This window comes from Polaribacter litorisediminis (assembly GCF_019968605.1).
Lineage (GTDB): Bacteria > Bacteroidota > Bacteroidia > Flavobacteriales > Flavobacteriaceae > Polaribacter > Polaribacter litorisediminis.
On sequence record NZ_CP082966.1, the window covers coordinates 1,147,824 to 1,174,271 of the forward strand.

Annotated in this window: 16 protein-coding genes; 12 read left to right on the top strand and 4 right to left on the bottom strand. The window is 33.0% G+C overall.

What is annotated here, in order from left to right:
* Window positions 1-11: 11 nt before the first annotated feature.
* From K8354_RS04985 to K8354_RS05040, 12 genes are all read left to right on the top strand, one after another.
* Window positions 12-1,412 (top strand): Ig-like domain-containing protein, encoded by a 1,401-nt coding sequence (locus K8354_RS04985; protein WP_223445906.1) that lies wholly within the window; start codon window positions 12-14, stop codon window positions 1,410-1,412.
* 62 nt (window positions 1,413-1,474) lie between these two features.
* A complete protein-coding gene (locus K8354_RS04990) occupies window positions 1,475-2,962 on the top strand; it encodes a glycosyl hydrolase family 16 (RefSeq protein WP_223445908.1) in 1,488 nt (495 codons plus the stop codon).
* Between the two features lie 48 nt (window positions 2,963-3,010).
* Complete coding sequence (locus K8354_RS04995) at window positions 3,011-3,850, top strand: glycoside hydrolase family 16 protein (RefSeq protein WP_223445909.1); 840 nt, start codon at window positions 3,011-3,013, stop codon at window positions 3,848-3,850.
* Between the two features lie 11 nt (window positions 3,851-3,861).
* Window positions 3,862-4,716: a PKD domain-containing protein gene (locus K8354_RS18655; protein WP_302850524.1), complete on the top strand. Its 855-nt coding sequence runs from the start codon at window positions 3,862-3,864 to the stop codon at window positions 4,714-4,716.
* Window positions 4,717-4,913: 197 nt separating this feature from the next.
* Window positions 4,914-8,369 carry a 1,3-beta-D-glucan phosphorylase, GH149 family gene (locus K8354_RS05005; RefSeq protein ID WP_223445911.1) on the top strand — a complete coding sequence of 1,152 codons (3,456 nt, stop codon included), beginning with the start codon at window positions 4,914-4,916 and terminating at the stop codon, window positions 8,367-8,369.
* Window positions 8,370-8,443: 74 nt separating this feature from the next.
* Window positions 8,444-10,177, top strand: coding sequence for a glycoside hydrolase family 3 protein (locus K8354_RS05010; RefSeq protein ID WP_223445913.1), 1,734 nt, complete (start codon window positions 8,444-8,446; stop codon window positions 10,175-10,177).
* Between the two features lie 67 nt (window positions 10,178-10,244).
* The gene (locus tag K8354_RS05015) at window positions 10,245-11,531 is read left to right on the top strand and encodes a glycosyl hydrolase family 17 protein (protein WP_223445915.1); all 1,287 of its coding nucleotides are present in this window, start codon (window positions 10,245-10,247) and stop codon (window positions 11,529-11,531) included.
* Window positions 11,532-11,543: 12 nt separating this feature from the next.
* Complete coding sequence (locus K8354_RS05020) at window positions 11,544-12,560, top strand: glycoside hydrolase family 2 TIM barrel-domain containing protein (protein ID WP_223445917.1); 1,017 nt, start codon at window positions 11,544-11,546, stop codon at window positions 12,558-12,560.
* Between the two features lie 12 nt (window positions 12,561-12,572).
* Window positions 12,573-14,078: a glycoside hydrolase family 30 protein gene (locus K8354_RS05025; protein ID WP_437440120.1), complete on the top strand. Its 1,506-nt coding sequence runs from the start codon at window positions 12,573-12,575 to the stop codon at window positions 14,076-14,078.
* A 27-nt stretch (window positions 14,079-14,105) separates the two neighbouring features.
* Window positions 14,106-15,614 carry an MFS transporter gene (locus K8354_RS05030; RefSeq protein WP_223445919.1) on the top strand — a complete coding sequence of 503 codons (1,509 nt, stop codon included), beginning with the start codon at window positions 14,106-14,108 and terminating at the stop codon, window positions 15,612-15,614.
* An 18-nt stretch (window positions 15,615-15,632) separates the two neighbouring features.
* Window positions 15,633-16,550 (top strand): glycoside hydrolase family 17 protein, encoded by a 918-nt coding sequence (locus tag K8354_RS05035; RefSeq protein ID WP_223445921.1) that lies wholly within the window; start codon window positions 15,633-15,635, stop codon window positions 16,548-16,550.
* Between the two features lie 523 nt (window positions 16,551-17,073).
* Window positions 17,074-18,399: a T9SS type A sorting domain-containing protein gene (locus K8354_RS05040; RefSeq protein WP_223445923.1), complete on the top strand. Its 1,326-nt coding sequence runs from the start codon at window positions 17,074-17,076 to the stop codon at window positions 18,397-18,399.
* A 1,915-nt stretch (window positions 18,400-20,314) separates the two neighbouring features.
* On the opposite strand, the gene K8354_RS05045 is transcribed toward K8354_RS05040, so the two are convergent.
* From K8354_RS05045 to K8354_RS05060, 4 genes are all read right to left on the bottom strand, one after another.
* Window positions 20,315-21,028: a DUF4369 domain-containing protein gene (locus tag K8354_RS05045; protein ID WP_223445926.1), complete on the bottom strand. Its 714-nt coding sequence runs from the start codon at window positions 21,026-21,028 to the stop codon at window positions 20,315-20,317.
* 67 nt (window positions 21,029-21,095) lie between these two features.
* Entirely contained in the window at window positions 21,096-22,490 is a 1,395-nt protein-coding gene (locus K8354_RS05050) for a DUF819 family protein (RefSeq protein WP_223445929.1), read from the bottom strand.
* Between the two features lie 19 nt (window positions 22,491-22,509).
* A complete protein-coding gene (locus K8354_RS05055; protein WP_223445931.1) occupies window positions 22,510-23,172 on the bottom strand; it encodes a DUF2490 domain-containing protein in 663 nt (220 codons plus the stop codon).
* Between the two features lie 7 nt (window positions 23,173-23,179).
* Window positions 23,180-26,371 (bottom strand): WD40/YVTN/BNR-like repeat-containing protein, encoded by a 3,192-nt coding sequence (locus K8354_RS05060; protein WP_223445933.1) that lies wholly within the window; start codon window positions 26,369-26,371, stop codon window positions 23,180-23,182.
* Window positions 26,372-26,448 lie beyond the last annotated feature (77 nt).

Here is a 26,448-nt window from a genome sequence, read left to right on the forward strand (position 1 = left end):
AATTTCAGTAAATGAAAACAAAAATAGAAACATATTTAAAGTCCTCGTTTTTTATAATGTTGATGATAAGTTTATCTAGTTGCGAAAGAGATATTTCAGTAGATGCAACGATAGCTTCTTATCCCTCAACGGCAGAAGTCTTTATAGATGGTTTTAGTGGAGGCTTGGAATATTATCCGTATGCTGATTCTAAATTTACTGCTTTTTCAGTCGATACTGAAACTAAATACCTAGGAGCTGCTTCTATGCGTTTTGATGTACCAAATGTAGATGATCCGGAAGGAGCATACGCAGGTGCAATCTTTAGGGATGATAATGGTGGTAGAGATTTATCTAATTATGATGCACTTACTTTTTGGGCAAAGGCAACAACAGCAGCGACTATTAACGATATAGGTTTTGGTCAAGATTTTGGAGAGAACAAATTTCAAGTAAGTAAAAGGGGTTTGCGGTTAACTACAAACTGGGTCAAATATACGATCCCAATTCCAATACCTTCTAAACTTACCAAAGAAAGTGGTATGATGTGGTTTGCGGAAGGTCCTGAAAACGGAGATGGCTATACTTTTTGGATAGATGAATTGAAATTCGAGAAGCTAGGAACTATTGGGCAGCCAAGACCTGCAATTCAGAATGGTCAAGATATTATTACGGATTCTTTTATAGGAGTAAATGTAACGGTTGCAGACTTAGTGCAAACCTTCAATTTAGGTTCGGGCATAAATGAAACGATAGCAATAGCGCCTAGTTATTTTGAATTTTCATCGTCAGATTCAAGCGTTGCAGAAGTAAGTTCATCGGGTTCTATACAAGTACTTTCGGATGGTTTAACAGTAATTAGTGCTACTTTAGATGGGTTAGATGCTTTAGGTTCTTTAACCATAAATTCAAGCGGTGCTTTTGTTTTAGCACCAACTCCAGAAAGAGATCCAGATAAGGTTACTTCTATTTTTAGTGACTACTATGAAAATACTACAGTAGATTTTTATAATGGATATTGGCAACCCTACCAAGAAACTTTATCAGCTGATTTTAGCATTGATGGTGATCATATTTTAAATTATACAAACTTCAATTTTGTTGGAATTCAATTTGCCAACCCAACGATAGATACAACGGTAAAGTCTAATTTACACTTTAATATGTATATTCCAGGAGAGGTTCCATCTAATTTTGACTTTTTAATATCCATCGTAGATTTTGGTCCCGATCAGGTTGGTGGTGGAGGCGATGACAGCAGAGAGCAATTATTTATAAGAAGGTCTTCTAGGGTTGTCGCAAATGAATGGATGACTTTTGAATTTCCTTTAACCTCAGGAAATAGATCAAATGTTGGACAAATAATTTTTGAAAATATTAATTTTTCATCATTAAGAAATATTTATTTAGATAATATTTATTTTTATGAGTAATCAATATTATGCTGTTTTTAAGCATAATTTTAACATACAAAATATATAAAACATAAAAAAAAATGAAAAAAACGAAATTTATAAATGCGAAAATAACTCTTTTATTGGGGTTGGGTTTTATACTTTTTACAAGTTGTGAAAGAGAGATTTCAGATCAAGCCCTTCCTGCAACATTTAACTCTTCAGGTGAAATATTTGGAGATGCTCCTTCTGGCTTAACAGACGATTTCTTTATTTCTTTCGATCCTGCGGGTGGCGCAAATACAGAAGGATTTGGAACGGATGAGACTATATTTTATGAAGGTACAAGTTCTATCAAAATAGCTGTACCAGCACCAAATGACCCAAATGGAGGTTTTATTGGTGGAATTTTTAGAGATAGAGGAGAGGGTAGAGATTTATCTGGTTATGATGCATTAACATTTTACGCCAAAGGTTCTACAACAGGTACCATTGGTCAAGTTGGTTTTGGAACAGATTTCTTAGACGGTCAATATCCTGTTACTCGTTCTAATATTCAATTAACAACAGATTGGAAAAAATATGTAATTCCAATACCAGATCCAAGCAAATTGACTCAAGAAAAAGGAATGTTTCTATTTGCAGCAGGTGGATTAGATATCATCGATAACGTTCCTAATGGAAATGAAATTGGTTGGACTTTTTGGTTAGACGAAATCAGATTCGAAAAATTAGGTACAATAGGTCAAGCAAGACCAATGATTTATAATGGTCAAGACGTGGCTGAAGATGTTTTTACAGGCTCTCAAATATTCTTAAATGATTTAAAAGAATCATTTCAGTTAGGTACAGGAGAAGTAGTTACTGTGAATCCTTCTTATAATTATTTTACATTCAGTTCTTCTGATTCTAATATCATAAACACAGATAATTTATTATTCGACCCATCAGGTAATCCCTATGTAGAAGTACTTGATGCAGGGAGTACTACTATTTCAGCAACGTTAAACAATGTGGCTGCAGAAGGTTCGTTTACAGCCAATTCTTTAGGGGAATTTGTGACAGCTCCAGATCCAACAAGGCCACAAGAAGATGTAATTTCGATATTTAGTGATGCTTATCCAGGAGGAGTAACAAATTTAAATATTGCCGCGTATAACGATAGTAACATTACTATTAGTGCTCCCATAGCTAACGGTAACCAATATATAAATTATGAAAACTTAAACTTTGTTGGTTTGGGTTGGGATGGAACTGTAAACGCATCTCAAATGACACATTTACATGTAGATGTGCAAATAACGAGTTCAAATGCTAAAAACTTTATAGTAGAAATTATTGATTTTGGACCGAATAATGAAAATAATGGTTTTGGAGGTACGGATGATTCTGCAGGAGGCTTTTTAGTCTCAAGTAATCAGTTAATTGAAGGTCAGTGGATAAGTTTAGACATACCTTTAACTTCTTTTACAAGAAGTACTGGTGGCGGTGGCGGTGGTAGACCCAATGTGAGTAACATAGGGCATGTTGGTTTTGTATCACTTTCTTTAGATTCTTTTTTAATCGATAATGTATATTTCTACAAATAATAACGGACTCTTGCTTATTTATAATTAAGTAAATTTAATTTAAAACAAATGAAAATAAAAAATATAATATTTAAAGTATCGGCAATATTTTCAATAGCGTTATTGATGAGTTGTGATACAGACGAAACGCAAACAGTAGCAACGCTTAATACGTTGGTTTGGGCAGATGAGTTTGATTCAAATGGAACTCCAGATGCAGCAAATTGGAATCTTTTAACTGGTGATGGCACGGCACAAGGTATTCCTGGCTGGGGTAATAATGAATTACAGAGCTATACGGATAGAGCGGATAATGTTACAGTTCAAGACGGAGTTTTAATTATTACAGCAAAAGAAGAAAATTATGAAGGTAAAAACTATACTTCTGCAAGAATTACTACCAAAGGAAAACTCGATCAACAATATGGAAGATTCGAAGCAAGAATAAAATTACCTACAGGTAAAGGTATTTTTCCAGCATTTTGGCTTTTAGGTGATGATGCTAATGGAAGTCTTGTTTGGCCTCAAATAGGTGAAATTGATATTATGGAATATTTAGGTGATGAACCTACTTCTGTTTTCGGTACCATTCATGGACCAGGTTATTCTGGAGGAAATTCCATTACAAAGAAATATGATATCTTAAATGATAGGTTTGATAATGGCTTTCATGTATTTGGTGTAGAGTGGACTCCAAACAGAATTAATTGGTATGTAGATGGAGATTTGTATCAATCAATTACGCCTGCAGATGTTGATAAAGAAACAGGAGGAGCAGAATGGGTGTTTAACAGACCCTTTCACATCATACTAAACGTTGCAGTTGGTGGTAATTTACCAGGTTCACCAGATTCAAATACCATTTTTCCACAAAGAATGTTAGTGGACTATGTAAGAGTTTATAATTAATAAAAAAAGATATGAAGGATATATTCAAAAAAATAAGTGTGTATACACTGTCAATTTTGTCGTTTTTTGTAATGGTATCATGTGAAAATAACGACGATGGTGTTACCAATCCTGGAGAAATAGGATCTGCAGTTACAGCTAGATTTACATTGGCAAAAGAAGGTAAAACAGTAACCTTTATCAATATTTCAGAAAATGCTACAAATTATATGTGGAATCTAGGAGATGGTACAACATCAACCTTAATAAACCCTGAACGAAGATACGATAATGGCACTTATACAGTTACTTTAACAGCTTCTAATGATCATGGCGAGTCGAGTACAGCAAGTAGTTCTTTTGTAGTGGATGGTTGTATAGATGAAACATCCGAAAATGTCGATCCAGCTAATGGGGATTTAAATATGACTTTTTTAAATGCCAATGGAAATGGGGCGTTTGGTGCTTTTGGAAATATTGGAGGCGGTATTGTTAGTAATCCAGTTTTAGATGCTGTAAATTCAAGTTGCAATGTTTTTCAGTATGTAAAAGCTGCTGGGTGCGAAACTTGGTCAGGTGCAGGTTATGCATTAAATACGGCCCTAGATTTTTCAACCATGACCAACAAGGTGTTTAAAATTAAAGTGTTGGCACAAACTCAAATTACAGAGGTTACTTTGCTTTTAGAAAGAGAACCTTTTCCAAATAATAATCCATTTGTTCAACGTGTAGCTAGTATCACTCAAGTTGGCGAATGGCAAGAGTTAACATTCGATTTTTCTGATGTAAATTCGGGTGCATTTAAAAATATGATTATCTATTTCGAAAGAGATGCAGCTTGTGATGGAGATGTTTACTATTTTGATGATCTCATTCAAGCACAATAAAAAATCAATATAGAATAGAATATCGTTAATTTTCATTAGGGGTATTCTATTTTTTAAAAATATTTTCGCTAAAAATTTTTATTTAAGTCTTTTTTTAAGTTGCTTAAATTTAATTCTTTTATAAAAAAATAGTTCTTAAAAATTTCATTAGAACTACTTTCAAAGGGAAAAATATTAATATAATTAAGATAAAATACATGAGTAAAACTGTTTCTTACCAAGACAATGTATCCTCTAAAAGTGTCGATGGGATTACTGGGGAGTTAGTGAATTATCAAAACGAATCTTATTACAAAATATCCAATAGCCATGCAATGCGGCCGTTTTTTATGAGCGTTGTATCAGATTCCAATCACTGGATGTTTATTTCTAGTAATGGAGGTCTTACGGCAGGAAGAAAAAATGCAGATTTTGCACTTTTTCCATACTATACGGATGATAAACTAACTGAACTAGCAGAAACTACAGGGTGTAAATCTATTTTTAGAATTCAAAAAAATGATAAAACATATCTATGGGAACCTTTTTCAGAAAGGCAAGCTGGTTTGTATACTATCAGAAGAAATTTATACAAGAATATTTACGGAAATAAAATTGTTTTTGAAGAAATAAATGAAGATTTAAACTTAATCTTTAAATATCAATGGAACTCTAGTGACGAATTTGGTTTTGTTAGAAAAGCTACATTGATTAATAATGCAGATGAAGATTTAGAGATCTCTTTAATAGACGGATTACAAAATCTTTTACCTTATGGAGTAGGTTCTGATATTCAAGGCATTCGAAGTAATTTAGTAGATGCCTACAAAAAATGTGAGTTAGAAGCAGATTCTGGTGTTGGTATTTACGCATTAAGTGCAATTATTGTTGATAAAGCAGAGCCAAGTGAGGCTCTAAAAGCAAATTTGGTTTGGTCTTTAGGATTAGAAAATCCTACCTATCTGCTATCTTCTTTGCAATTAGATAATTTTAGAAGAGGAATTGACATACATCAAGAGGTAGATATAAAAGCAGAAAAAGGTGCTTACCTTTTAAATGCTACCATTCAATTGCCGTCTAAACAAGAAAAAACTTGGTCGCAAGTGGCAAATGTAAATCAAACAGTTTCTGATGTTGTCAGTATTTCTGAAATGATTAAAAGTAATAATCATGTAGAAGAAACTTTGAACAAAAGTATACAAGAAGGGACTAAAAAATTAATCAATTTAGTAGCCGCTTCAGATGGTTTACAATTATCAAATGACGAGTTAGTTAATACAAGACATTTTTCAAATACACTTTTTAATATTATGAGAGGTGGTATTTTTGATGATAATTATAACATTGGTAAACAAGATTTTATTACATACGTATCAAAAGCAAACAAAAAATTATTTACAAAAATAAAAGCATCTTTACAGAATCTACCAAATGAATTTACGGTAGAATTTATTAAAGATTTAGCAGATAAAGATGAAGACAAAGACTTTAAAAGATTGTGTTTAGAGTATTTGCCATTAAAATTTAGTAGAAGACATGGAGATCCGAGTAGACCTTGGAACAAGTTTTCTATCAACACAAAAAGTGAAGTTGATGGTTCTAAACTATTAGATTATGAAGGGAATTGGAGAGATATTTTTCAAAACTGGGAAGTATTAGCAAATTCATATCCTCAATTTATTGAGAGTATGATTCATAAGTTTTTGAACGCAACAACTTTTGAAGGATATAATCCTTATAGAGTTACGAAAGATGGTTTCGATTGGGAAATTATAGAAGAACATGACCCCTGGTCTTACATTGGGTATTGGGGAGATCACCAGATTATTTATTTATTAAAGTTTTTAGAGTTTATCGAAAAACATTACCCGTCTAAGTTAGCAGAATTATTTAATGACGACATTTTTGTATATGCAAACGTGCCGTATAAAATAAAATCATATGCAGACATTGTTAAGAACTCGAAAGATACCATTGATTTTGACCATCAACTAAATGCTAAGATTGATGAGAGAAGAGCAAATATTGGTGCAGATGGTTCTTTGTTAACAGATAAAAACGATAATGTCTATAAAGTAAATCTTATTGAAAAATTATTAGTAACTGTTTTGGCAAAAGTGGCCAACTTTATTCCTGAAGGCGGAATTTGGTTAAACACGCAACGTCCGGAATGGAATGATGCCAACAATGCTTTAGTGGGTAATGGGGTTTCTATGGTAACCTTATATTACTTAAGACGCTTTATCAATTTCTTTGAGGGTATCGTAGAAAATTCTGATGTTAATGATATTGAAATTTCTGCTGAAGTTGCTTCTTTATTCAAAGAAATCTTAAAAACATTAGATGATAATGCTGCTATTTTATCTAAAAAAGTATCAGATAAAGATAGAAAAACGGTTTTAGATGGTTTGGGAAATCCTTCAAGTGACTACCGAGAATTTATTTATGAAAACGGCTTTTCAACAGATAAAACTTCTGTGACCAAATCTTCATTGTTACACTTTTTTGCCATCACTAAAAATTATTTAGATCATAGTATTAGAGCCAACAAGCGTGCTGATAATATGTATCACGCTTATAATTTAATGACGATTGAAAATGAGGATGAAGTTTCTATTTCATACTTATCAGAAATGTTAGAAGGGCAGGTTTCAGCATTAAGTTCCGGATATTTAACGCCTCAACAAGCGTTAGATTTATTAGACGGTTTAAAAGCATCGGCTTTATTCAGACCAGATCAATATAGTTATATCTTATATCCAAATAAAAATTTACCAAGATTTACAGATAAAAACAATATTCCTTCAGATAAAGTAGAAAATTCTGAACTATTACAAAAATTGGTAGAAGATGGAAACCGTACGATTATAGAAAAAGATATTTTAGGAAATTATCATTTTAATGGGAATTTCAATAATGCAGAGAGCGTTAAAGTAGCTTTGCATACTCTTTCAGATGAATACGATTCTTTAGTGAAAACCGGATCAAAAACGGTATTGGATATTTTTGAAGAAATCTTTGATCATAAATCTTTTACAGGCCGTTCAGGTACTTTCTTTGGTTATGAAGGTTTAGGTTCTATTTATTGGCATATGGTATCTAAACTGTTATTGGCAGTGCAAGAAAACTGTTTATTAGCCATAAATTCTAATGAAAATGAAGTGGTTATTGGTAAGCTTTTAGACCACTATTACGAGATATATGCCGGAGTTGGTTTACATAAATCACCTGAATTGTATGGTGCTTTTCCTACAGATGCATATTCTCATACTCCTGCTACAAAAGGAGCACAACAGCCAGGAATGACAGGTCAAGTAAAAGAAGATTTGTTAAGCAGATTTGGAGAATTAGGTATCTTTGTAGAAGATGGTAAAGTGGTTTTTAAACCCCGATTATTAAAAATATCTGAGTTTTTAGAAGAAGCAAAAGTCTTTGATTACATCGACGTGTATAACAACAAACAACAATTAAATGTTGATAAAAATCAGTTATGTTATACCTATTGTCAAGTACCAATTATTTATAGTTTATCGAATGAAGAAAAGGTTGAAGTAGCTTTCAATGATGGTTCAAATATAGTGTTTGATTCCTTAATTTTAGATGAAGCAACCAGTACAAATCTGTTTAATAGAAACCATAAAATAAACCACATAAAAGTTTCAATCATAAAATAAAATTGATGCAAAACAACTATACCAAGTGCGTAGTCTGTTGTTTTTTGTTGGTTTTTTTATCCTGTAATAAAGAAATGAACGTAAGTAAAGAGGTTCAAATAGAACAAAAGGTAGATGCTCTTCTAAAGTTAATGACTTTAGAAGAGAAAATCGGACAAATGTCTCAAATAAGACATTTTGAAGAATCTGCAGACGAACATATTACTGAAAAATTGATAGGTTCTATAATTCATACAGAAGGTCCTACTCCCGGAAAAACTGCTTTAGATTGGCAAAAGCGCTTTACAGAATTGCAAAAGAAAGCACTTGCGACAAGATTGGGTATTCCTTTATTATTTGCTGTAGATGCTGTTCATGGTCAAAACACCTATGAAGGTGCTACCATTTTTCCGCATAATATAGGTTTAGGAGCTACTCAAAATGAAGAATTGGTAGAGAAAATTGCTTCAATTACAGCCTTAGAAAGCCAAGCAACAGGTTTTAATTGGGTTTTTTCTCCTTGTATTGCAATTCCTTTTAATGAAAAATGGGGAAGAGTTTATGAAGCTTTTTCAGAAAGTACCGAATTAACAGAAAAATTAACCAAAGCTTCGGTAAAAGGACATCAAGGTAATTTATCTGATCCAACTACGGTAATGGCAACAGCGAAACATTTTATCGGGGATGGTGCTACCGATTTTGGGGTTGAAGGAGGAGAAACTTCTTTAGATTCAAAACAAATTCAAAATCGTCTTTTAGCACCGTATAAAATTGCTGTTAAAGAAAATATTGGTGCAGTTATGGCGTCTTTTAATACGGTATCAGGTATTTCAATGCATGCGCATAAAGCATTAATTACGGATACATTAAAAGTTGGGATGAACTTTGATGGTATTGTAGTTTCTGATTGGAAAGGATATTCTCGTTTTGGAGAAAATGATATTATCAATGCAGGGATAGACGTGATTATGGCTGTCGATGGCGATTTAGAAGATTTTCAAGATGGATTAAAGGCCGGAGTTGAAAATAAAACTGTTAAAATGTCTAGAATTGATGATGCGGTAAAAAGAATTTTACGTCAGAAATTTAGGTTAGGACTTTTTGAAAATCCTTTTCCTGAGGCAAGTTTAATTTCTAAAATAGGGATTAAAGAGCACAGAGATATCGCAAGGCAAGCGGTAAGAGAATCCTTGGTTTTGTTAAAAAATGAAAAGAATGTTTTGCCTTTATCAAAAGAAATCAAGAAAATTGTAGTGGTTGGCGAACATGCGAATTCTTCAGGATTACAATCTGGAGGTTGGACGATACATTGGCAAGGAACTAAAGAAAATTATAAAGGAGCAACTACAATTTTAGACGGAATTAAAAAGCAGGCTAAAGGCCAGGTCGTGTACGATAAAGATGCTACTAAAAAATATTTTGATGCAGATATCGCTATTATCGTTGTGGGTGAACTGCCTTATGCAGAGTTTTTTGGCGATATAGACCATGAATCTAATCAACTAAAATTAACATTAACAGAAACGCATCAAAAATATATAAAAACCTATCAAGAAAAAGGCATAAAAACAGTCGTTGTTTTAGTTTCAGGAAGACCATTGGTAGTTACTGATGAAATAGCACAATCAGATGCTTTTATTGCAGCTTGGTTATTAGGTTCTGAAGGAGATGGAGTTGCAGAAGTACTTTTCGGAGATTTTAATTTCTCGGGGAAATTACCGCACTCTTGGCCAAAAGGAATCAAAGATTATCAAAGTAAATATGGTCCTAATTTTTGGGACAATACAAAAGAACCATTATTTAAATTTGGTTACGGCTTAAAATATTAAAAATAGAATTAGCTTAAATTATTATAGATTATTTAGCAGATTTTATCATACATTAAATAAGACAAAAATGAAAAATAAAATACAAACATTTCTAGTTATTGGATTCTTAATTTTTATGATATCATGTGTAAAAACAGAAAAAAAAGACGATAAAATTTTGAATACAAAGAAAGAATTAACAGCAGCAGATATTTTAGGAAATCCTGATTATTTAGCTATTTCTTATGGTGGTTACAGAGAAAAATCGAGAGAAGAAGGGCAACCTACTATTGCTCAATTGAAAGAAGATTTAAAGTTGATGCATACCATGGGTATTAGAATTATTCGTACGTACAATGTACAACCTAAATTGCCTCATGCCGCAAATATTTTAGAAGCAATTTCTCAATTAAAGAAAGAAGATACAAGCTTTGAAATGTATGTAATGTTAGGTGCATGGATAGACTGCTTAAATGCTTGGACAGATAAAACTCCAAATCATGATGTAGAAAGTCCACAAAATGAAGGGGAAATCGCAAGAGCCGTTGCTTTAGCGAATAAATACCCAGGTATTGTAAAGGTTATTGCTGTAGGTAATGAAGCTATGGTAAAATGGGCAACTAGTTATTTTGTACAGCCAGATGTAATTTTAAAATGGGTAAACCATCTACAAAACCTTAAAAAAGAAGGAAAGCTTTCTAAAGATTTATGGATTACTTCATCAGATGATTTTTCTTCTTGGGGTGGAGGTGATGAAAACTATAGAGTTCCAGCTTTAAAGGAGTTAATAAAGGCTGTAGACTATGTTTCTATGCATACATATCCTTATCACTATTCGCATTATATGCCAGGTTTTTGGAGAGTTCCTGAGAACGAACAAAACCTTACTGATATAGAAAAAGTGGACAAAGCTATGTTGCGTGCAGCTGCGAAAGCGAAACAATTATATCAAAAGGTGGTTGATTATGTGCATTCTATTGATGCTTCAAAAACTATCCATATTGGCGAAACTGGTTGGGCAACAACTTCAAGTGGTCATTATGGAGTCAATGGATCTAGAGCTACGGATGAGTATAAGCAAGCCTTATATTATAAGCATTTAAGAGAATGGACTAATAAAGAAGGTATTTCTTGTTTCTATTTTGAGGCTTTTGATGAGCAATGGAAAGATGCACAAAACCCAAAAGGTTCAGAAAACCACTTTGGATTATTTACGTTAAATGGAGAAGCTAAATATCCTATTTGGGATTTAGTGGATAAAGGTATCTTTAATGGTTTAACAAGAGATGGTCATAAAATTAAAAAAACGTTTGAAGGAGATAAAGAAGCTTTAATGAAAACAGTTTTAGTTCCCAATACAGAATATCCAAGATAAAGATTATTAAACATGAAGTACATTACTTTCATACTACTTTTTGCTTTCACTTTTACGGCTTGTAAAAGTGAACTAAAAAATGATGTCGTTTCCATTTCTGGCAGAAAACTTATGGTAAATGAAAAACCGTATTTAATAAAAGGAATCTGTTATCATCCTGTACCGAAAGGAAGTGATAAAGTTAGTTTTGACAATCTATCGAAAGATTTAGCTTTAATGACTGAAGCTGGTATCAATACAATTAGAGTGTATGCTCCAATCGAAGATGCAAAAGTTTTAGATCAAATAAGCGATGCAGGAATCAAAGTAGTGCTTGGTTTTGGCTATAACCAAGGAGGTAAAAATGATATTCTCTCAGGTTCCTTTATCAACTATGTAAACAAGTTTAAGAATCATAAGGCAATTCTGATGTGGGAGCTAGGAAACGAGTATAATTATCATCCTGAATGGTTTGATGGCGATATTAAGAATTGGTATAAAGCCATGAATAGTGCCGCAGATTTAATCCATCAAAATGATTCAAATCATCCCACAACAACTGCTCACGGAGAGTTACCAGATTCCCTCGCACTGTCAATGAGTCCAAATATAGATGTTTGGGGAATGAATGTATATCGATGGGACAATCCAGAAGAAATTTTTCAACAGTGGAAATCCATTAGTGAAAAACCTATGTATTTGTCTGAAGCTGGCGGCGATAGTTATATGACCATTGCAAAAGCTGGTTTTGAAAAAGGAAGGAATGAAAAAGCGCAAGCTGCTGCTACTTCTAAAATTTTAACGAAAACTTTTGCGAATACCAATATCAATTCTGGTGTAACACTATTTTCATTTACAGACGGATGGTGGAAAGCAGGAAACAATACCACACAAGATGTTGGTGGATGGGCGCCAAATAGTTCAGGGGTTCCTTATGATGGAGCTCCGAATGAAGAGTTTTGGGGAATTGTAGATATTGATAGAAATAAGAAGGAAGCATATACGATTCTTAAAGAACAATATTTGAATTTAAATAAAAAGGATTATTAAAAAAAGTATATTATGAAAATACCTACAAATTACATATATTTTTTTTTACTATTTTTAATTATGAGTTGCACAAAAGATATAGTACAATTATCTGTGGAAGTTTATGAAACTTCCGCTAGTGGAAATAATTTAATGAAATTAGATGATTTTTCTTCGGATGTAAATCAGCAAGAAATTATTCAAATAAAATTATTGCCAGAGCAAAAACGCCAAACAATTTCGGGTTTTGGAGGCTCTTTTACAGAATCATCCGCTTATTTGTTGAACAAGCTAAGCAAAAAAAATAGAGATGTTATTATCGAAGCCTATTTTGGAGAAAGCGGTGCTAAATACTCGCTAACCAGAACACACATGAATTCTTGCGATTTTTCTTTAGGGCAATATTCCTATGCACCTATAGCGGGCGATAAAGAATTAGAACATTTTACAATTGAAGAAGATAAGGATGATATTATCCCATTTATTAAAGATGCCATGGCGGTATCTAAAGACGGATTTAAAATTTTATCCTCTCCTTGGACAGCTTCTCCTTGGATGAAAGATAATAGTGCTTGGACCGGTGGAAAATTATTACCAGAATATTATGATACTTGGGCATTATTTTTCTCTAAATATGTAACCGCCTACAAAAATGAAGGCATTGATATTTGGGGTTTTACGGTAGAAAATGAACCTTTGGGTAATGACAGCAACTGGGAAAGTATGCATTATTCGCCAGATGAAATGACCAATTTTGTTCAACATCACCTGGGTCCAAAATTAGAAGCCGATTATCCAAACATTAAAATCTTAGGATATGATCAAAACAGAGAACATTTAAAAGAATGGGTAGATTCTCAATTTAAAAATGAACAAACCTCGAAATATTTTGATGGAACCGCAATTCATTGGTATGCGAGTACGTTTGATTATTTTCCGGAAGAATTGCAATATGCACATCATAAAGCACCAAATAAATATTTAATACAGTCAGAAGCTTGCATCGATGCTCAGGTTCCCGTTTGGAAAGACGATGCTTGGTATTGGAAAAAAGAAGCGACCGATTGGGGATGGGATTGGGCTCCTGAAAAGGACAAACATATGCATCCTAAATATGCTCCGGTAAATAGATATGCTAGAGATATTATTGGTTGTTTAAATAATTATGTAGATGGTTGGATCGATTGGAACATGGTGTTAGATACACAAGGCGGACCAAACTGGTTTAAGAATTGGTGTATCGCCCCAGTAATCGTAAATCCTGAAACAGATGAAGTTTATTTTACACCACTATATTATACCCTTGCTCATTTTAGCAGATATATAAGACCAGAAGCTAAAGTAATTACTTTAGAAAATTCTGATAAAGAATTAATGGTAACTGCGGCTGAAAATCCTGATGGATCTATTGCAGTAGTGGTTTTTAACGAACAAGAAGTGCCAAAAAATATAAGTTTAAATCTAAATGATAAAAGCGTAGATATCAAAATAAAGGGGCAATCTATTCAAACGATTATGATTGAGAATACTAATTACTAACTAATAACTAATAAATACCAGAATTATATGAAAAATTATGTTACGCCATTAAAAGATAAAGTGCCATTAGGTCAAAAGGCTGCTTTCGGAGCAGGTCATTTAGTTTTAAATTTACTTCCTGGCGCATTAGGGGTTTTTATGTTTTTTCTATTAACAGCCTTTGGAATGGATCCTTTTTTAGCTGGTTTATTAGGAGGACTTCCTCGAATTTTTGATGCAATAACAGATCCAATTATGGGTTTTATTACGGATAATACAAAATCTAAATGGGGACGTAGAAGACCTTATATTTTTGTAGGTGCTATTTTAAGTGGACTTTTATTTGCCTTATTATGGCAATTAGATCCAGAAAATACGCAAGATTATAATTTTTGGTATTTCCTAATTATGTCGATGGTATTTTTAATTGGTAATACCATGTTTGCAACACCATTGGTTGGTTTAGGATATGAAATGACTTCAGATTACAATGAAAGAACTAGATTGATGGCATTTTCTCAAACGATTGGTCAAATAGCTTGGATGATAGTTCCTTGGTTTTGGGTAATTATTAGTGATCCAGATATGCTACCTATTTCTGCAGAAGAAATAAGTAGAATCGCAGCATTAGGCTTAAACGATGCGGATGCAGCAAAAACAACTTTAGAGGCGGTGCAAGCAAATGGGGTTAGAAAACTTTCCATACTTGTAGGTATTGCTTGTATCATTTTAGGTGTTTTACCAGCTTTTTTCTGTAAAGGTATGGACTCTGGAAATATGGAGAACAGAAAAGAAATATCGCTAAAATCTTTAGGTTCTAACTTAATGGATCTTTTTAGAGGGATAGCTCAAGTTGCTAAAAATAAACCTTTTACAAGACTTTGTGGCGCTACATTTTTAGTTTTTAACGGATTTCAAATGGTTGCTGCCTTTAGTGTATACATTATCGTTTTTTACATGTACAATGGTAGTTACGCAGATGCAGGTACATTACCAGCTTGGTTTTCTACAATAACGGCATTAATTACAGCATTTGGAGTAATTCCTATTGTTTCTTGGATGGCTGGTAAATGGGGGAAACGAAGAGCGTTTATATACTCTACAGCAATTTCAATTGTAGGATATGGTCTAAAATGGTGGGCATTTGATCCTGAAAATGTGTATTTATTATTCATGCCAATTCCATTTATGGCTTTTGGTTTAGGAGGTTTGTTTACATTAATGATGTCTATGACAGCAGATGTTTGTGATTTAGATGAATTAGAAAACGGAATGCCAAGAAAAGAAGGTACTTTCGGAGCAATTTACTGGTGGATGGTAAAATTAGGGCAAGCTTTAGCCTTGGTATTAGGGGGTGCAGTTTTAAAATTGGTAGGTTTTGATGGTGCGGCAATTCAGCAATCTGCAGAAACCATGACGAGTTTAAGACTTGCAGACGTTTTTATCCCAGCGACTACGGCGGGTATTGCAATTTGGATTATGTGGAAATATAGTCTAAACGAAGATAGAGCAAGAAAAATTAAAGAACAATTAATAGAACGAAGAGGAGAATTATAATAATTAAAAGAATAACAAATGTCATATAGAGAAGAACGTAAGTTTTCATTAGATAAAGCTAATTTTAGTGGAAGCGCAGGAGTAGATTTTAGTAAATATGAATCTATTGAAGATTTAAAAGAGTTATGGAATGATACCTTAGAAAAGGGTATGCACGGAATTTGTTTTAGTATGTATGAAGATGGTCAAGAGCCAGGAGATACCATTACTGAAGAACAGGTGGAAAGAAGAGTTAAAATTTTAAAACCTTATACAAAATGGATACGTTCTTTTTCTTGTATAGAAGGTAATGAGCACATTCCTAGAATGGCAAAAAAACACGGAATTAAAAATCTTGCTGGTGCTTGGTTAGGAGACGATTTTGAAAAAAATGAGCTAGAGATAGCAGGTCTAATTCAATTAGCTAAAGAAGGTTGCGTAGATATTGCCGCTGTGGGTAATGAGGTGATGTATCGTAAAGATTTAACAGAAGATCAATTGTTAGAATACATATATCGAGTTAAAGATGCTTTAAAAGGTATGGATATTCCGGTAGGTTATGTAGATGCTTATTATGAATTTTCACACAGACCAAGAATTACAGAGGCTTGTGATGTTATTTTATCGAACTGTTATCCTTATTGGGAAGGTTGTAGCATAGAACATTCATTAAGTCATATGCAACAAATGTTTGGGCAAGCTGCTGCTGCAGGAAATGGAAAAAAAATAATTATTACCGAAACAGGTTGGCCAAGTAAAGGCGAAAGTTTAAGAGGTGCACATTCTACCGAAGAAAATGCAATGAAATACTTTATAAACGCGCAGGCATGGTCCGCCAAAGACAACGTAGATATTTTCTATTTTTCTTCTTTTGATGAATCTTGGAAAGTAGGAGCAGAAGGAGTCGTTGGGGCTTACTGGGGACTTTGGGATAAGCACGAAAAATTAAAATTTTAAGAAATAATTAAAATTTTTCTCTAAAAGCTTCTGTACTAGTACAGAAGCTTTTTAATTGAAAAGAATTCCTCGATGGGCTGCGTTGGGGTTTCCGTTGAAATTGTTATTCCCGTGAAAACGGGAATCTAAATAATAGAATTTTGGTTTTTGACTTTTTTAGGTTAAAATTTGTGCTCAACTTGATTGCGTAACAAACGAGCGAAACCGGCCTGCAGGCAGGCAGGGTAACTCTATGGGGCTGCCTCGAGCATCGTTCGTTTCAAGAAATACTTTTTTTTTGAAACCTATTTACTACCTATACAAATCTAAAAGAACCTATACATAAACCATACACGATAAAATTGATAGATGAATCTTTCATTAAAGTATGTAAATAATAATTTTTAGTAAAGTGCATTAAATCAAAGTATACATTAAAAAATGATGAAATAATTTCGTTGTATATAGTTTGTTGTGGTCTTTTTTATGGATTATTTAAAAAAAACATTTAAATTTGAATATAATTAATTTAAAACAATATAACATGAAAAAAATTACCTTATTAGTAGCTTTATTGATTTCGTCAATTGGCTTTTCTCAAGAAGTTTTACAAGACTTCGAAAACGGAGGGTTAGGAGATCCTTTTGGTGATGCTGCAGCATCTTTAGTAGCTGATCCAGAAACTGGTGGATCAAGAGGAACTGTTGCAATGTTATCTTCAAATCCAAATGGTACAGTTTGGCAAGGTATCAACATTTCTTTAACAAAAAATGTTGATTTAACAAGCGAATTAACAATGACTATGGATGTTTACTCAACTGTTGCCATCACAATTGCACCAAAAGTAGTAAATGGTAGTGGAGCTCCAGATTCTACTACATCAGTTTCTCACACAGGTTCTGGTTGGGAGACTTTAACGATGACTTTTGATCAAGGTTTAGACGCAACTGGTCCTGCAAATGGAAAGTATTCAGGTTTTGTAATTTATTACAACTGGAATTCGGGTACTAACGGTTTTGGAGCGCAAGATAGTAGAGTTTTTTATGTTGATAATATTTCCGGTATTGGAGCCGATCCTGTGGTTTCGGCAGCTCCTACGGATGCACCACCAACTCCACCAAGTTATGACGCAGAAAATGTGATTTCTTTATTTAGTGATGCTTATGCAGATGTGAGTAATATTACTTGGGGAACTTCTTGGGATACAGCAGATATTGATGATGAAGTAGCCGCTGGCAATAATGTGAAAAAAGTTAATATTAGTGGTTTTTTAGGTGTTGATTTTAGCTCAACTCCATTAAATTTAAATGATTTCACGCATTTTCACATAGATGTTTGGACTGAGGCTGAAACATTAGATAAAAGTCTTAATCATAAATTATCTAACCACGCTGCAGGTGCAGGGGAAACTAGTGCTATAGAGTTTACAACAACAAATGTAAGTACCCCAGCTTTGCCAGATCCTAATCCTGGTACTTGGATCTCTTATGATATTCCTTTAGCAAGTTTTACTATTGCTGGTGCTAGCTTGGATAGAGAGGCAATTGCACAATACCTTTTAACTTCTAATTTAGGTATAGTTTACATAGATAATGTATATTTTTATAAAGAAGGTACTGCAAGTGTAGCAAACAATGAATTATTAGGGTTCTCTATGTATCCAAACCCAACAAAAAATTTATTAAATATTTCTGCTAAGGAAACTATTCAAAAAGCAGATATCTTTAACGTATTGGGTAAAAAAGTAATGAGTGTTAATGTAAATGATACTCAAGCTTCTGTAGACGTTTCTAATTTATCATCTGGTATTTACTTAATTAAATACAACGTAAATGATGCAGTAGGTACTGCAAAATTTGTAAAAGAATAAGTTTAAAAATAGTTTAAACGAATTCCATAATATAAAGAACCGAACAGCAATGTTCGGTTCTTTTTTGTGGTTATAATTCCTGTAATTCTTTAGTGTAGGATGAACTATGAATTATCTTTATAGAGGTCAGTAGATAAACACTTATAAATTTAATTTTTAGGTAATTTTAAGTCAGTTGTTAATAAAGTGTTGGTTGTCAGTTCGAGACCCAAGAAAAAAATTTTTACAAGCGTAGAAGATGACGTAAATTTGTTTTAAATATACTGAATTGCAAAATAATTGTAAAAATACAAGTAACTTTAATCGATCTTTAAATCACTGAAAAACAATTATTTAATAAAGACGTCAATGATAATCCAGGTGTCAGTTCGAGTGATTTCAATTTTTCATTGAAATTGTATCGAGAACTCATTGAAATTGTATCGAGAACTCATTGAAATTGTATCGAGAACCTATATACCAAAAAACAATCTTTTGATTTAGCATATCCAAAAAAGAGATAGCTTCGTTATTAGCAATGACGGTTCTAGGGACAGCACGTCATTGCGAAAGATGCACGATTGAAGCAATCTTTTAGTTTAAAAAACCCTAATAATGTTTTTACATAAACTAGTTAAAAGTATATTTTTCTTTTATTCTTCTTTTCTTTTCCATTGATGAATACTGAATCCAGTTCAGCACAGGCTTCACCAAAAATCTAGACTTACTTTTTCGCTATGCGAGTTACCTACAACCAAAATATATTTTGGTTTTGGTAGTCTTGAATTCTACAAGCGATTTCACTTTCGTGTCCAGACTCATTATTGAGTTCCCCAATCAAGTTGAGGACAAGCTTTGGACACTTAGCCGTTGCATCCCTTTTCAATTCCTACGAAAAATAAAATAGGTCGAGTTTAGATTTCGATTTTTAAAGTAAATCCAGGTGTCAGTTCGAGTGATTTCAATTTTTCATTGAAATTGTATCGAGAACTCATTCAAATTGTATCGAGAACATTTTAGAAGTAAAGAAGTAAATAGAAATTAAAAGCTTCTCGATACAAAATTTCTGAAAAATAAATTTCACTCGAAGTGACAATCGGTTTATTAAGAATGATCATATTCTTTGTCAGTTCGAGACCCAAGAAAAAAATTTTTACAAGCGTAGAAGATGACGTAAATTGGTTTTAAATATACTGAATTGCAAAATAATCGTAAAAATACAAGTAACTTTAACCCACCTTTAAATCACTGAAAAACAATTATTTAATAAAAATGTCAATGGTAGCGCAGTCGAGAACCATTTGAGCACTTTCAATAGGTTCCGATTATGCTCAAGTTGACATTTTTTAAACGAGTATGTTTAGTTCTTATGAACTAACTACTGGCTACTTATAATATTTATTTGACAAGTCATTGAATCGCTTAAAACATTTGGTTATGTCAGTGTGTGTCTATATTAATCTTCTGTAAAACATTTTCCACAAGTCAAGGTTGACATATTAATTTTTTTAATTTGGGAATATTATCGATTACCTTAATAAAATATAAAATTCCTAAACATCGACTAGGTTACTATCCGCTAAAGCTAATACCAAATTATTCTTGGGAATTAAAAAAAAATAGATAAACCTTCGTTACTGTCATTCCCGTGAAAATGGGAATCTAAATAATAGAATTTTGGTTTTTGACCTTTTTAGTTCAAAGCTTGTGCTCAACTTGATTGGTTATGAAACGATTGAAACCTGCCTGGCGGTAGGCAGATACCTCTATGGCTCTGCCGCGAGGATAGTTCGTTTCAAGAAATTCTTTAATTAAAAGTAAGTAAGCCTAAAAGAAACGATTTATTCCGGTATTTTAGTTCTAAAATGGTCATAGAAAAAAAGGACCTAATTAAAATTAAGTCCTTTATTCGTATTATGGTAATCTTTTAGAATCTTTATTCTTTTACTTCAGCTTCAGCTTTCTTAATATTATCTAGATACTCTTGAAAGCGTTTTCCGTAAAAAGAATTTTTAGCTCTTGGAGACAAAGAGTTGTTTACAGTATCTAACATTTTTAAACTTGCATCGTACATTTCTGTTAAAGCAATGTAAGGAGCCACTTCTAAATCTGCATTTGTAATGGCAAAATTTGTTGTAAATAAAACTCTTCTTCTAACCATTTTTTTATAATCGTTCTCTAGTTGTTGCACCAAATCGTCATCTTTTGCTCTTTTCGCATCAAAGTCTTTTTTAATAAAATCTAAACGGTCATTCTGAAATCTTCTACCAATAACATTGTATTTATCTAAAACCTCTTGATTTTTAGAACCGGTAATTATAGGTTGGTTTCCAAATTTATCAACATGATCGTTGATGGTAATAATTCCTTCTTCACCAAAAAATAAAATTCTTTTATCCGTTGTATTTCCATCAAAAGTTAAATAATAAAGAACAGGCGAATCTACATTATCCGTTAAAGTAAAAGTATCATTTCCTAATAGCGCAATAGAATCTACTGAAACTAGAACAGTATCTACCATTTTTTGAAGATATAATTTTCCTTTTTTCAAGCCTTTAATTTGTCCTTGAACAATCATATTGCCTTCTTTTTTAGAGGAACAAGAATGTAGAACTACGGCGAGTAGGAGTATTGAAAGAATTTTTTTCATTTTGACTAAAATTTAAGTGTGCAAATATGCATTTTTATTAAGATAAAGGCTACAAAAAGTTTTAAAATTAACTGACCCATTTCATCATTAAAGCGCAAAAGAATGCGCCATAAGTTCCTACGGCATAACCTAAAACTGCCAATAAAACACCCACCGGAGCTAAAGAAGGATGAAAGGCACCAGCAACCACAGGAGCAGAGGCAGCACCTCCAATATTTGCCTTAGAACCAACGGCTAAAAAGAAATAGGGAGCTTTTATAATTTTGGCAACTAAAAATAATAAACCGACATGAATAATCATCCAAACAAAACCGATAGCAAATAAACTGATGTTTTCTACGATAGCATTTAAATTCATTTTCATTCCAATAGAGGCTACTAGAATATAAATAAAAACAGTTCCTATTTTACTAGCGCCAGCCCCTTCATAACTTTTAATTTTTGTAAATGATAAAAAGATACCCACGGTTGTAGTGGTAATAATCAACCAAAAGAAAGAGCTTCCTAAACCAAAATCAACTAAAAAAGGAACATTATGGGTAATATAACTTCCAAGATAATCGCCTATAATATGCCCTACGGAAGTAACGCCAAAACCAATTCCTAATAGCATAATTAAATCATTAAAAGATGGAATTCTTGCCGTTTCTAATGTAAACTTTTCCATCTTGTTTTTAAGTTCTGTGATCGATGAATTATCAGCTTTAAACCATTTATCTATGGCATCAGATTTTGCTACACCAATTAGTAAAAATGCCATCCAAACTTCGGCAACTAAAACATCAACTACCGCCATAATACTAAATAAACTATCGGAAACTTCCCATTGTTCTTTCATCGCTAATTGATTGGCTCCGCCGCCAATCCAACTTCCCGCAACGGTAGAGAGTCCTTTCCAAAGTTCGGTTCCTTCTACTTGCGTTAAAATATCTGGAGCCACATATTTAAAGAAAATAATAGCTAACGGTCCTCCGATCATAACGCCAATAGTCGCGGTAAAAAACATAATTAATGCTTTGGGACCTAGTTTAAAAACACCTTTTAGATCGATGCTTAAGGTTAATAGAACCAATGAAGCTGGAAGTAAAAAACGAGACGAAATATAATATAATTTACTGCCTCCGGTAAATTGAGCATAGATAGTACTGTCAATATTATTCGTGGAAATATAGGCTTTTAAAGAAGCTAAATTTGTGACATTTTCTAAATTTCCATAAAGTGATTGCAAATGTGTTATGGTTGCGTTTACATCAATCCATTTATCAGCAATAATTCCCAAGGAACTAAAAATAGAAGGGATAAAATAGCAGAGTAGAAGTGCAGGGACAATTTTATAAAATTTAGAGAAAGCTTCTTTTTTTGAAGTGTAAAAAATTCCTGCAAGAATTACACATAAGATTCCGAATATTACGGTATCATTTGGAAATAAAGGAATGTCATTGTTAATTTCTGAAATACTCATAAGTATTTAATATTTTATTTTATGAATGATTTGTGTTGATTATGATTCCTAATTGAATTCTATGAAGCTCCAAATTCGTAAATTGGTTGTAAAAGTAGCCTAAACGAAGTTTTAAAGTCCTATCGATTTTTTTCAGAATGCCTGTGCCTATTCTATTTTGTTCAAAAACTTGCGATTTAAATCGTAAAAACACTTCGTTGAAAGCATAAAGTTCCAAGTTTTTTTTTAGAGGATATTTTAGAAACAAACCATATCTAATTCTATGTTGAATTTCATTAGTAAAGTTTGGTCTTTTAAATCTTTGTGCCAAACGTATTCGATGTTTAAACCTAATTTTATTCCAATATTTTTCTAAATGTAAATCCTGATAAAATCGATATTCATATAAATTGGGGACCACTTTTTTGTAGGATGTGTCTGTAATTGAATAAACAAAACCTGTTGTAAAATTTATATTTTTAGTAAAAGCATAGTTGAAACCCAATCTATATATTTCTTGCTGATATTCCGAAGCTAATTCAAAATACCTAACATGCGCACTCGTCATTATTTTAATTTTTTCTGATAATCGATGCGTACCGTTATACATATACCAGGCTCCAACTTGGTTTTCAGCCAATTCTTGTCCTTGAGTTTTTAAAAAGATAAAGCTCAAGCATAAAAAGAAAATTTTTTTCTTCATTTAATTTTTACTCCACAGCATATATTTTAGTTTGCTTAAAAGGAGAAATTTGAATGTTTTCCACCAACTTTTTATAAGCAAGCCAATCGTTATTAAAGAAGGTATTCGTTTCAGCAACCACTTTTTTGAATTCTTCTTTAAATTGATTCATTAATGTTTTTTCTGTATCAGTTTGTTTTCCGAATCGTGATCGAATATAACGACTCGCTAAACCAAAACGTTGATTTACCGTAATTTCTGGATTTCTTGTAATTCCTTGTCTTTTATCGATTGAACCTAAGTACTTGGCAATTAAACTATCAATTTTTTTGTTAGTTTCCGTAGATGCTTTTATTTCGGTTTTATATTTTTCTTTATCTTCTTTAGATAAATTTTCTTTAATTTTAGTTACTGCATTTTTACTTTCAACCAATTGTTTTACAATGTTTGCAATTTTCTCTTGATAGGTTTCAAGCACTTTACTTGCCTTGTATTTCTGATTGATGGCATCCTCTGAAATTTGTAATCTTGGGTCGAACTCCACTTTTATAGTTTGTTCAGAAACGGCATCTCCAAAAGTCATTTTTAATTGATAAATTCCTGGTTTAACAGTAACACCAGAGGGTTCTCTTGACGATTTTCTAATGCTTCTAGAGGCTCTGTCTACACCTTTTTCTCTTAAATACCAAGTAGTTTTGTGCACGCCATTTTCTTTTGGGGTTTTAAACTTTAAAGTTCTTATGTGTCTTTCTCCATCAAAAATTTCTAGTTTTATAGAATCATATTGAACCATATTTTTCTTTTGATCCTTAACTTTTTCGGAAGTCTTGCTTTCTTCTTTCTTTTTTTCTTCTGGTTTGTTGATGTAGTAAGAAATTAAAGCGCCGCTTCTTCTGTTTTCTCCTTGGTATAAAGCATCAGCACCAAATCGACTTCCTGTAGGTTGTTGGGTAGCTGTTTGATAGGCAGTTGGTGGTGCAAATAATACTAGTTTTTCTTCAACTACATTTTTGGCAGCCATGGTTCTTAGCGGACGAATATCATCTAAAACCCAAGCAGCACGACCAAAAGTTCCAATAATTAAATCATGTTCTCTTGGGTGAATCACCAAATCCTTTACCGGAACTGTTGGGAAACCTTCGGTCCATTTGGTCCATTTTCCTCCAGCATCGATCGAAATGTAGAGACCATCATCGGTTCCTAAAAATAATAGATTCGCATTTTCAGGATCTTCTATAATACACAACGTATAACTTTGCACATCATTTTCATCAACAATACGTTCCCAAGATTTTCCGTAATTTTTGGTTCTATAGGCATATGGAGTGTAGTTGAAACGTCTATAATCATTGGCAATTAATAAAGCTTCTCCTTTATTTTTATTGGATGCTTTAATTTGTGTAATCCAACTATTTTCTGGTAAACCTTTTATGTTTTTCGCAACATTAGTCCAAGTTTCGCCACCATTTTTGGTGATATGAACTTGGCCATCATCTGTAGCAGCCCATAAAACATCTTTTTCTAAAGAAGTTGGTTCTACGACCAAAACTGTACAATGATTTTCTGCACCCGTTGCATCCATGGTTAAACCACCACTTTCAGATTGTTTCAATTTTTCAGGATTATTGGTTGATAAATCGGGTGAAATAACTTCCCATGTTAATCCTTTATCGGTTGATTTATGAACAAACTGACTTCCGAAATACAAGGTATTTGTATCAAAAGGATCTATATTAATTGCCGCATTCCAATTAAAACGTAATTTTACATTCGGGTCTTTATGCGTTGGTTTTACAGAATAATTATTCCCAGTAATATAATCATATCTTAACACAGAACCTTGCTGACTCATAGACCATCCATAGCGAGAATCTTCTTTATCTGGCACCACATCAAAACCATCGCCAAAACTAATTTCTTGCCAATAAGAGTTTCTGATTCCTTGTGCTTTCCATACATAAGCAGGTCCTCTCCACGAACCATTGTCTTGCATTCCGCCATAAACATTATACGGGAATTCGTTATCAACATTAATATGATAAAATTGTGCAACAGGAATGTTGCCTATAAATCGCCATGATTTTCCGCCGTCTCTTGTGATATTTAAACCACCATCATTTCCATCAATCATAAATTTTCCATTGGTTGGATGAATCCACCAAGCATGATGATCTGGATGCACTCCATTATCAACACCATAAGCTGGCATTAATTCCGTAAAGTTTTTTCCACCATCTTGAGAAACATTGATATAGGTAAAAACGGTATACAGTCTGTTTTCATTCTGTGGATCTACATAAATTTCTGAATAATAGAAAGGACGATTTCCAATACCTGGTTTGTCATTTACTTTTTTCCATTTAAAACCACCATCTTCACTTTTGTATAAAGCGTTCTTTTTTGCTTCAACTAACGCATAAATAACATTCGGTTCACTTGGTGCAATTGCAACACCAATTCTACCTAATTCTCCTTTTGGGAAACCTTCTTTTTCTGTGATTTCTTTCCAATTTTCTCCTCCATCATGGGTAATGTATAAACCACTTCCTTCTCCACCAGATTTAAAAAACCAAGGATCACGTTTGTGTTCCCACATTGCCGCAATAATTTTATTAGGATTTGTAGGATCCATAATTAAATCGGCAGCGCCTGTTTTGTTATTATTATATAAAATTTGTTTCCAAGTTTTACCGCCATCAATAGTTTTATAAACACCGCGTTCTTTGTGTTCTCCCCAAGGCGAACCAATGGCACCAACATAAACGATATCAGGATTTGTAGGATGAACAAGTATTCTATGAATATGTCTTGTTTTTTCTAAACCCATCGCTTTCCAAGTTTTTCCAGCATCTAAAGATTTGTAAATTCCGAAGCCACCATTTAAACTATTTCTTGGATTTCCTTCTCCGGTGCCTGCCCAAATTACACTTGGATTCGATTGTTGAATGGCAACTGCACCAATAGAAGCAGTCAATTCTTTTTCGAAAATTGGTTCCCATTTAACACCTCCAGAAGTAGATTTCCAAATTCCACCAGAAGCAGTACCTACATACATTATTTCTGGGTTGCTTTCTACAACATCAATGGACGTTACACGTCCAGACATGCCTCCAGGACCAATATTTCGTGGTTTCATGTTTTTTACCAAATCCATAGAAAATTCCTGTGAAAAGACTAGGGTAGAAGTACATAAAAAAAGTAAGGTGAGTAATTTTTTCATTTTATGTGTTTTGAATATTTGAATTTACAGCCACCAATATACAAAATAGAAAACGCTCAATAAAAATTGAGCGTTTT

What these genes read in the sequence shown, in the direction of transcription:
- K8354_RS18655 (WP_302850524.1), top strand. Translation starts at nt 3,862, where the DNA reads ATGAAGGATATATTCAAAAAAATAAGTGTGTATACACTGTCAATTTTG.
- K8354_RS05005 (WP_223445911.1), top strand. Translation starts at nt 4,914, where the DNA reads ATGAGTAAAACTGTTTCTTACCAAGACAATGTATCCTCTAAAAGTGTC.
- K8354_RS05020 (WP_223445917.1), top strand. Translation starts at nt 11,544, where the DNA reads ATGAAGTACATTACTTTCATACTACTTTTTGCTTTCACTTTTACGGCT.
- K8354_RS05015 (WP_223445915.1), top strand. Translation starts at nt 10,245, where the DNA reads ATGAAAAATAAAATACAAACATTTCTAGTTATTGGATTCTTAATTTTT.
- K8354_RS05050 (WP_223445929.1), bottom strand. Translation starts at nt 22,490, where the DNA reads ATGAGTATTTCAGAAATTAACAATGACATTCCTTTATTTCCAAATGAT.
- K8354_RS04995 (WP_223445909.1), top strand. Translation starts at nt 3,011, where the DNA reads ATGAAAATAAAAAATATAATATTTAAAGTATCGGCAATATTTTCAATA.
- K8354_RS05035 (WP_223445921.1), top strand. Translation starts at nt 15,633, where the DNA reads ATGTCATATAGAGAAGAACGTAAGTTTTCATTAGATAAAGCTAATTTT.
- K8354_RS05045 (WP_223445926.1), bottom strand. Translation starts at nt 21,028, where the DNA reads ATGAAAAAAATTCTTTCAATACTCCTACTCGCCGTAGTTCTACATTCT.
- K8354_RS05010 (WP_223445913.1), top strand. Translation starts at nt 8,444, where the DNA reads ATGAACGTAAGTAAAGAGGTTCAAATAGAACAAAAGGTAGATGCTCTT.
- K8354_RS05040 (WP_223445923.1), top strand. Translation starts at nt 17,074, where the DNA reads ATGAAAAAAATTACCTTATTAGTAGCTTTATTGATTTCGTCAATTGGC.
- K8354_RS05055 (WP_223445931.1), bottom strand. Translation starts at nt 23,172, where the DNA reads ATGAAGAAAAAAATTTTCTTTTTATGCTTGAGCTTTATCTTTTTAAAA.
- K8354_RS04985 (WP_223445906.1), top strand. Translation starts at nt 12, where the DNA reads ATGAAAACAAAAATAGAAACATATTTAAAGTCCTCGTTTTTTATAATG.
- K8354_RS05025 (WP_437440120.1), top strand. Translation starts at nt 12,573, where the DNA reads ATGAAAATACCTACAAATTACATATATTTTTTTTTACTATTTTTAATT.
- K8354_RS04990 (WP_223445908.1), top strand. Translation starts at nt 1,475, where the DNA reads ATGAAAAAAACGAAATTTATAAATGCGAAAATAACTCTTTTATTGGGG.
- K8354_RS05060 (WP_223445933.1), bottom strand. Translation starts at nt 26,371, where the DNA reads ATGAAAAAATTACTCACCTTACTTTTTTTATGTACTTCTACCCTAGTC.
- K8354_RS05030 (WP_223445919.1), top strand. Translation starts at nt 14,106, where the DNA reads ATGAAAAATTATGTTACGCCATTAAAAGATAAAGTGCCATTAGGTCAA.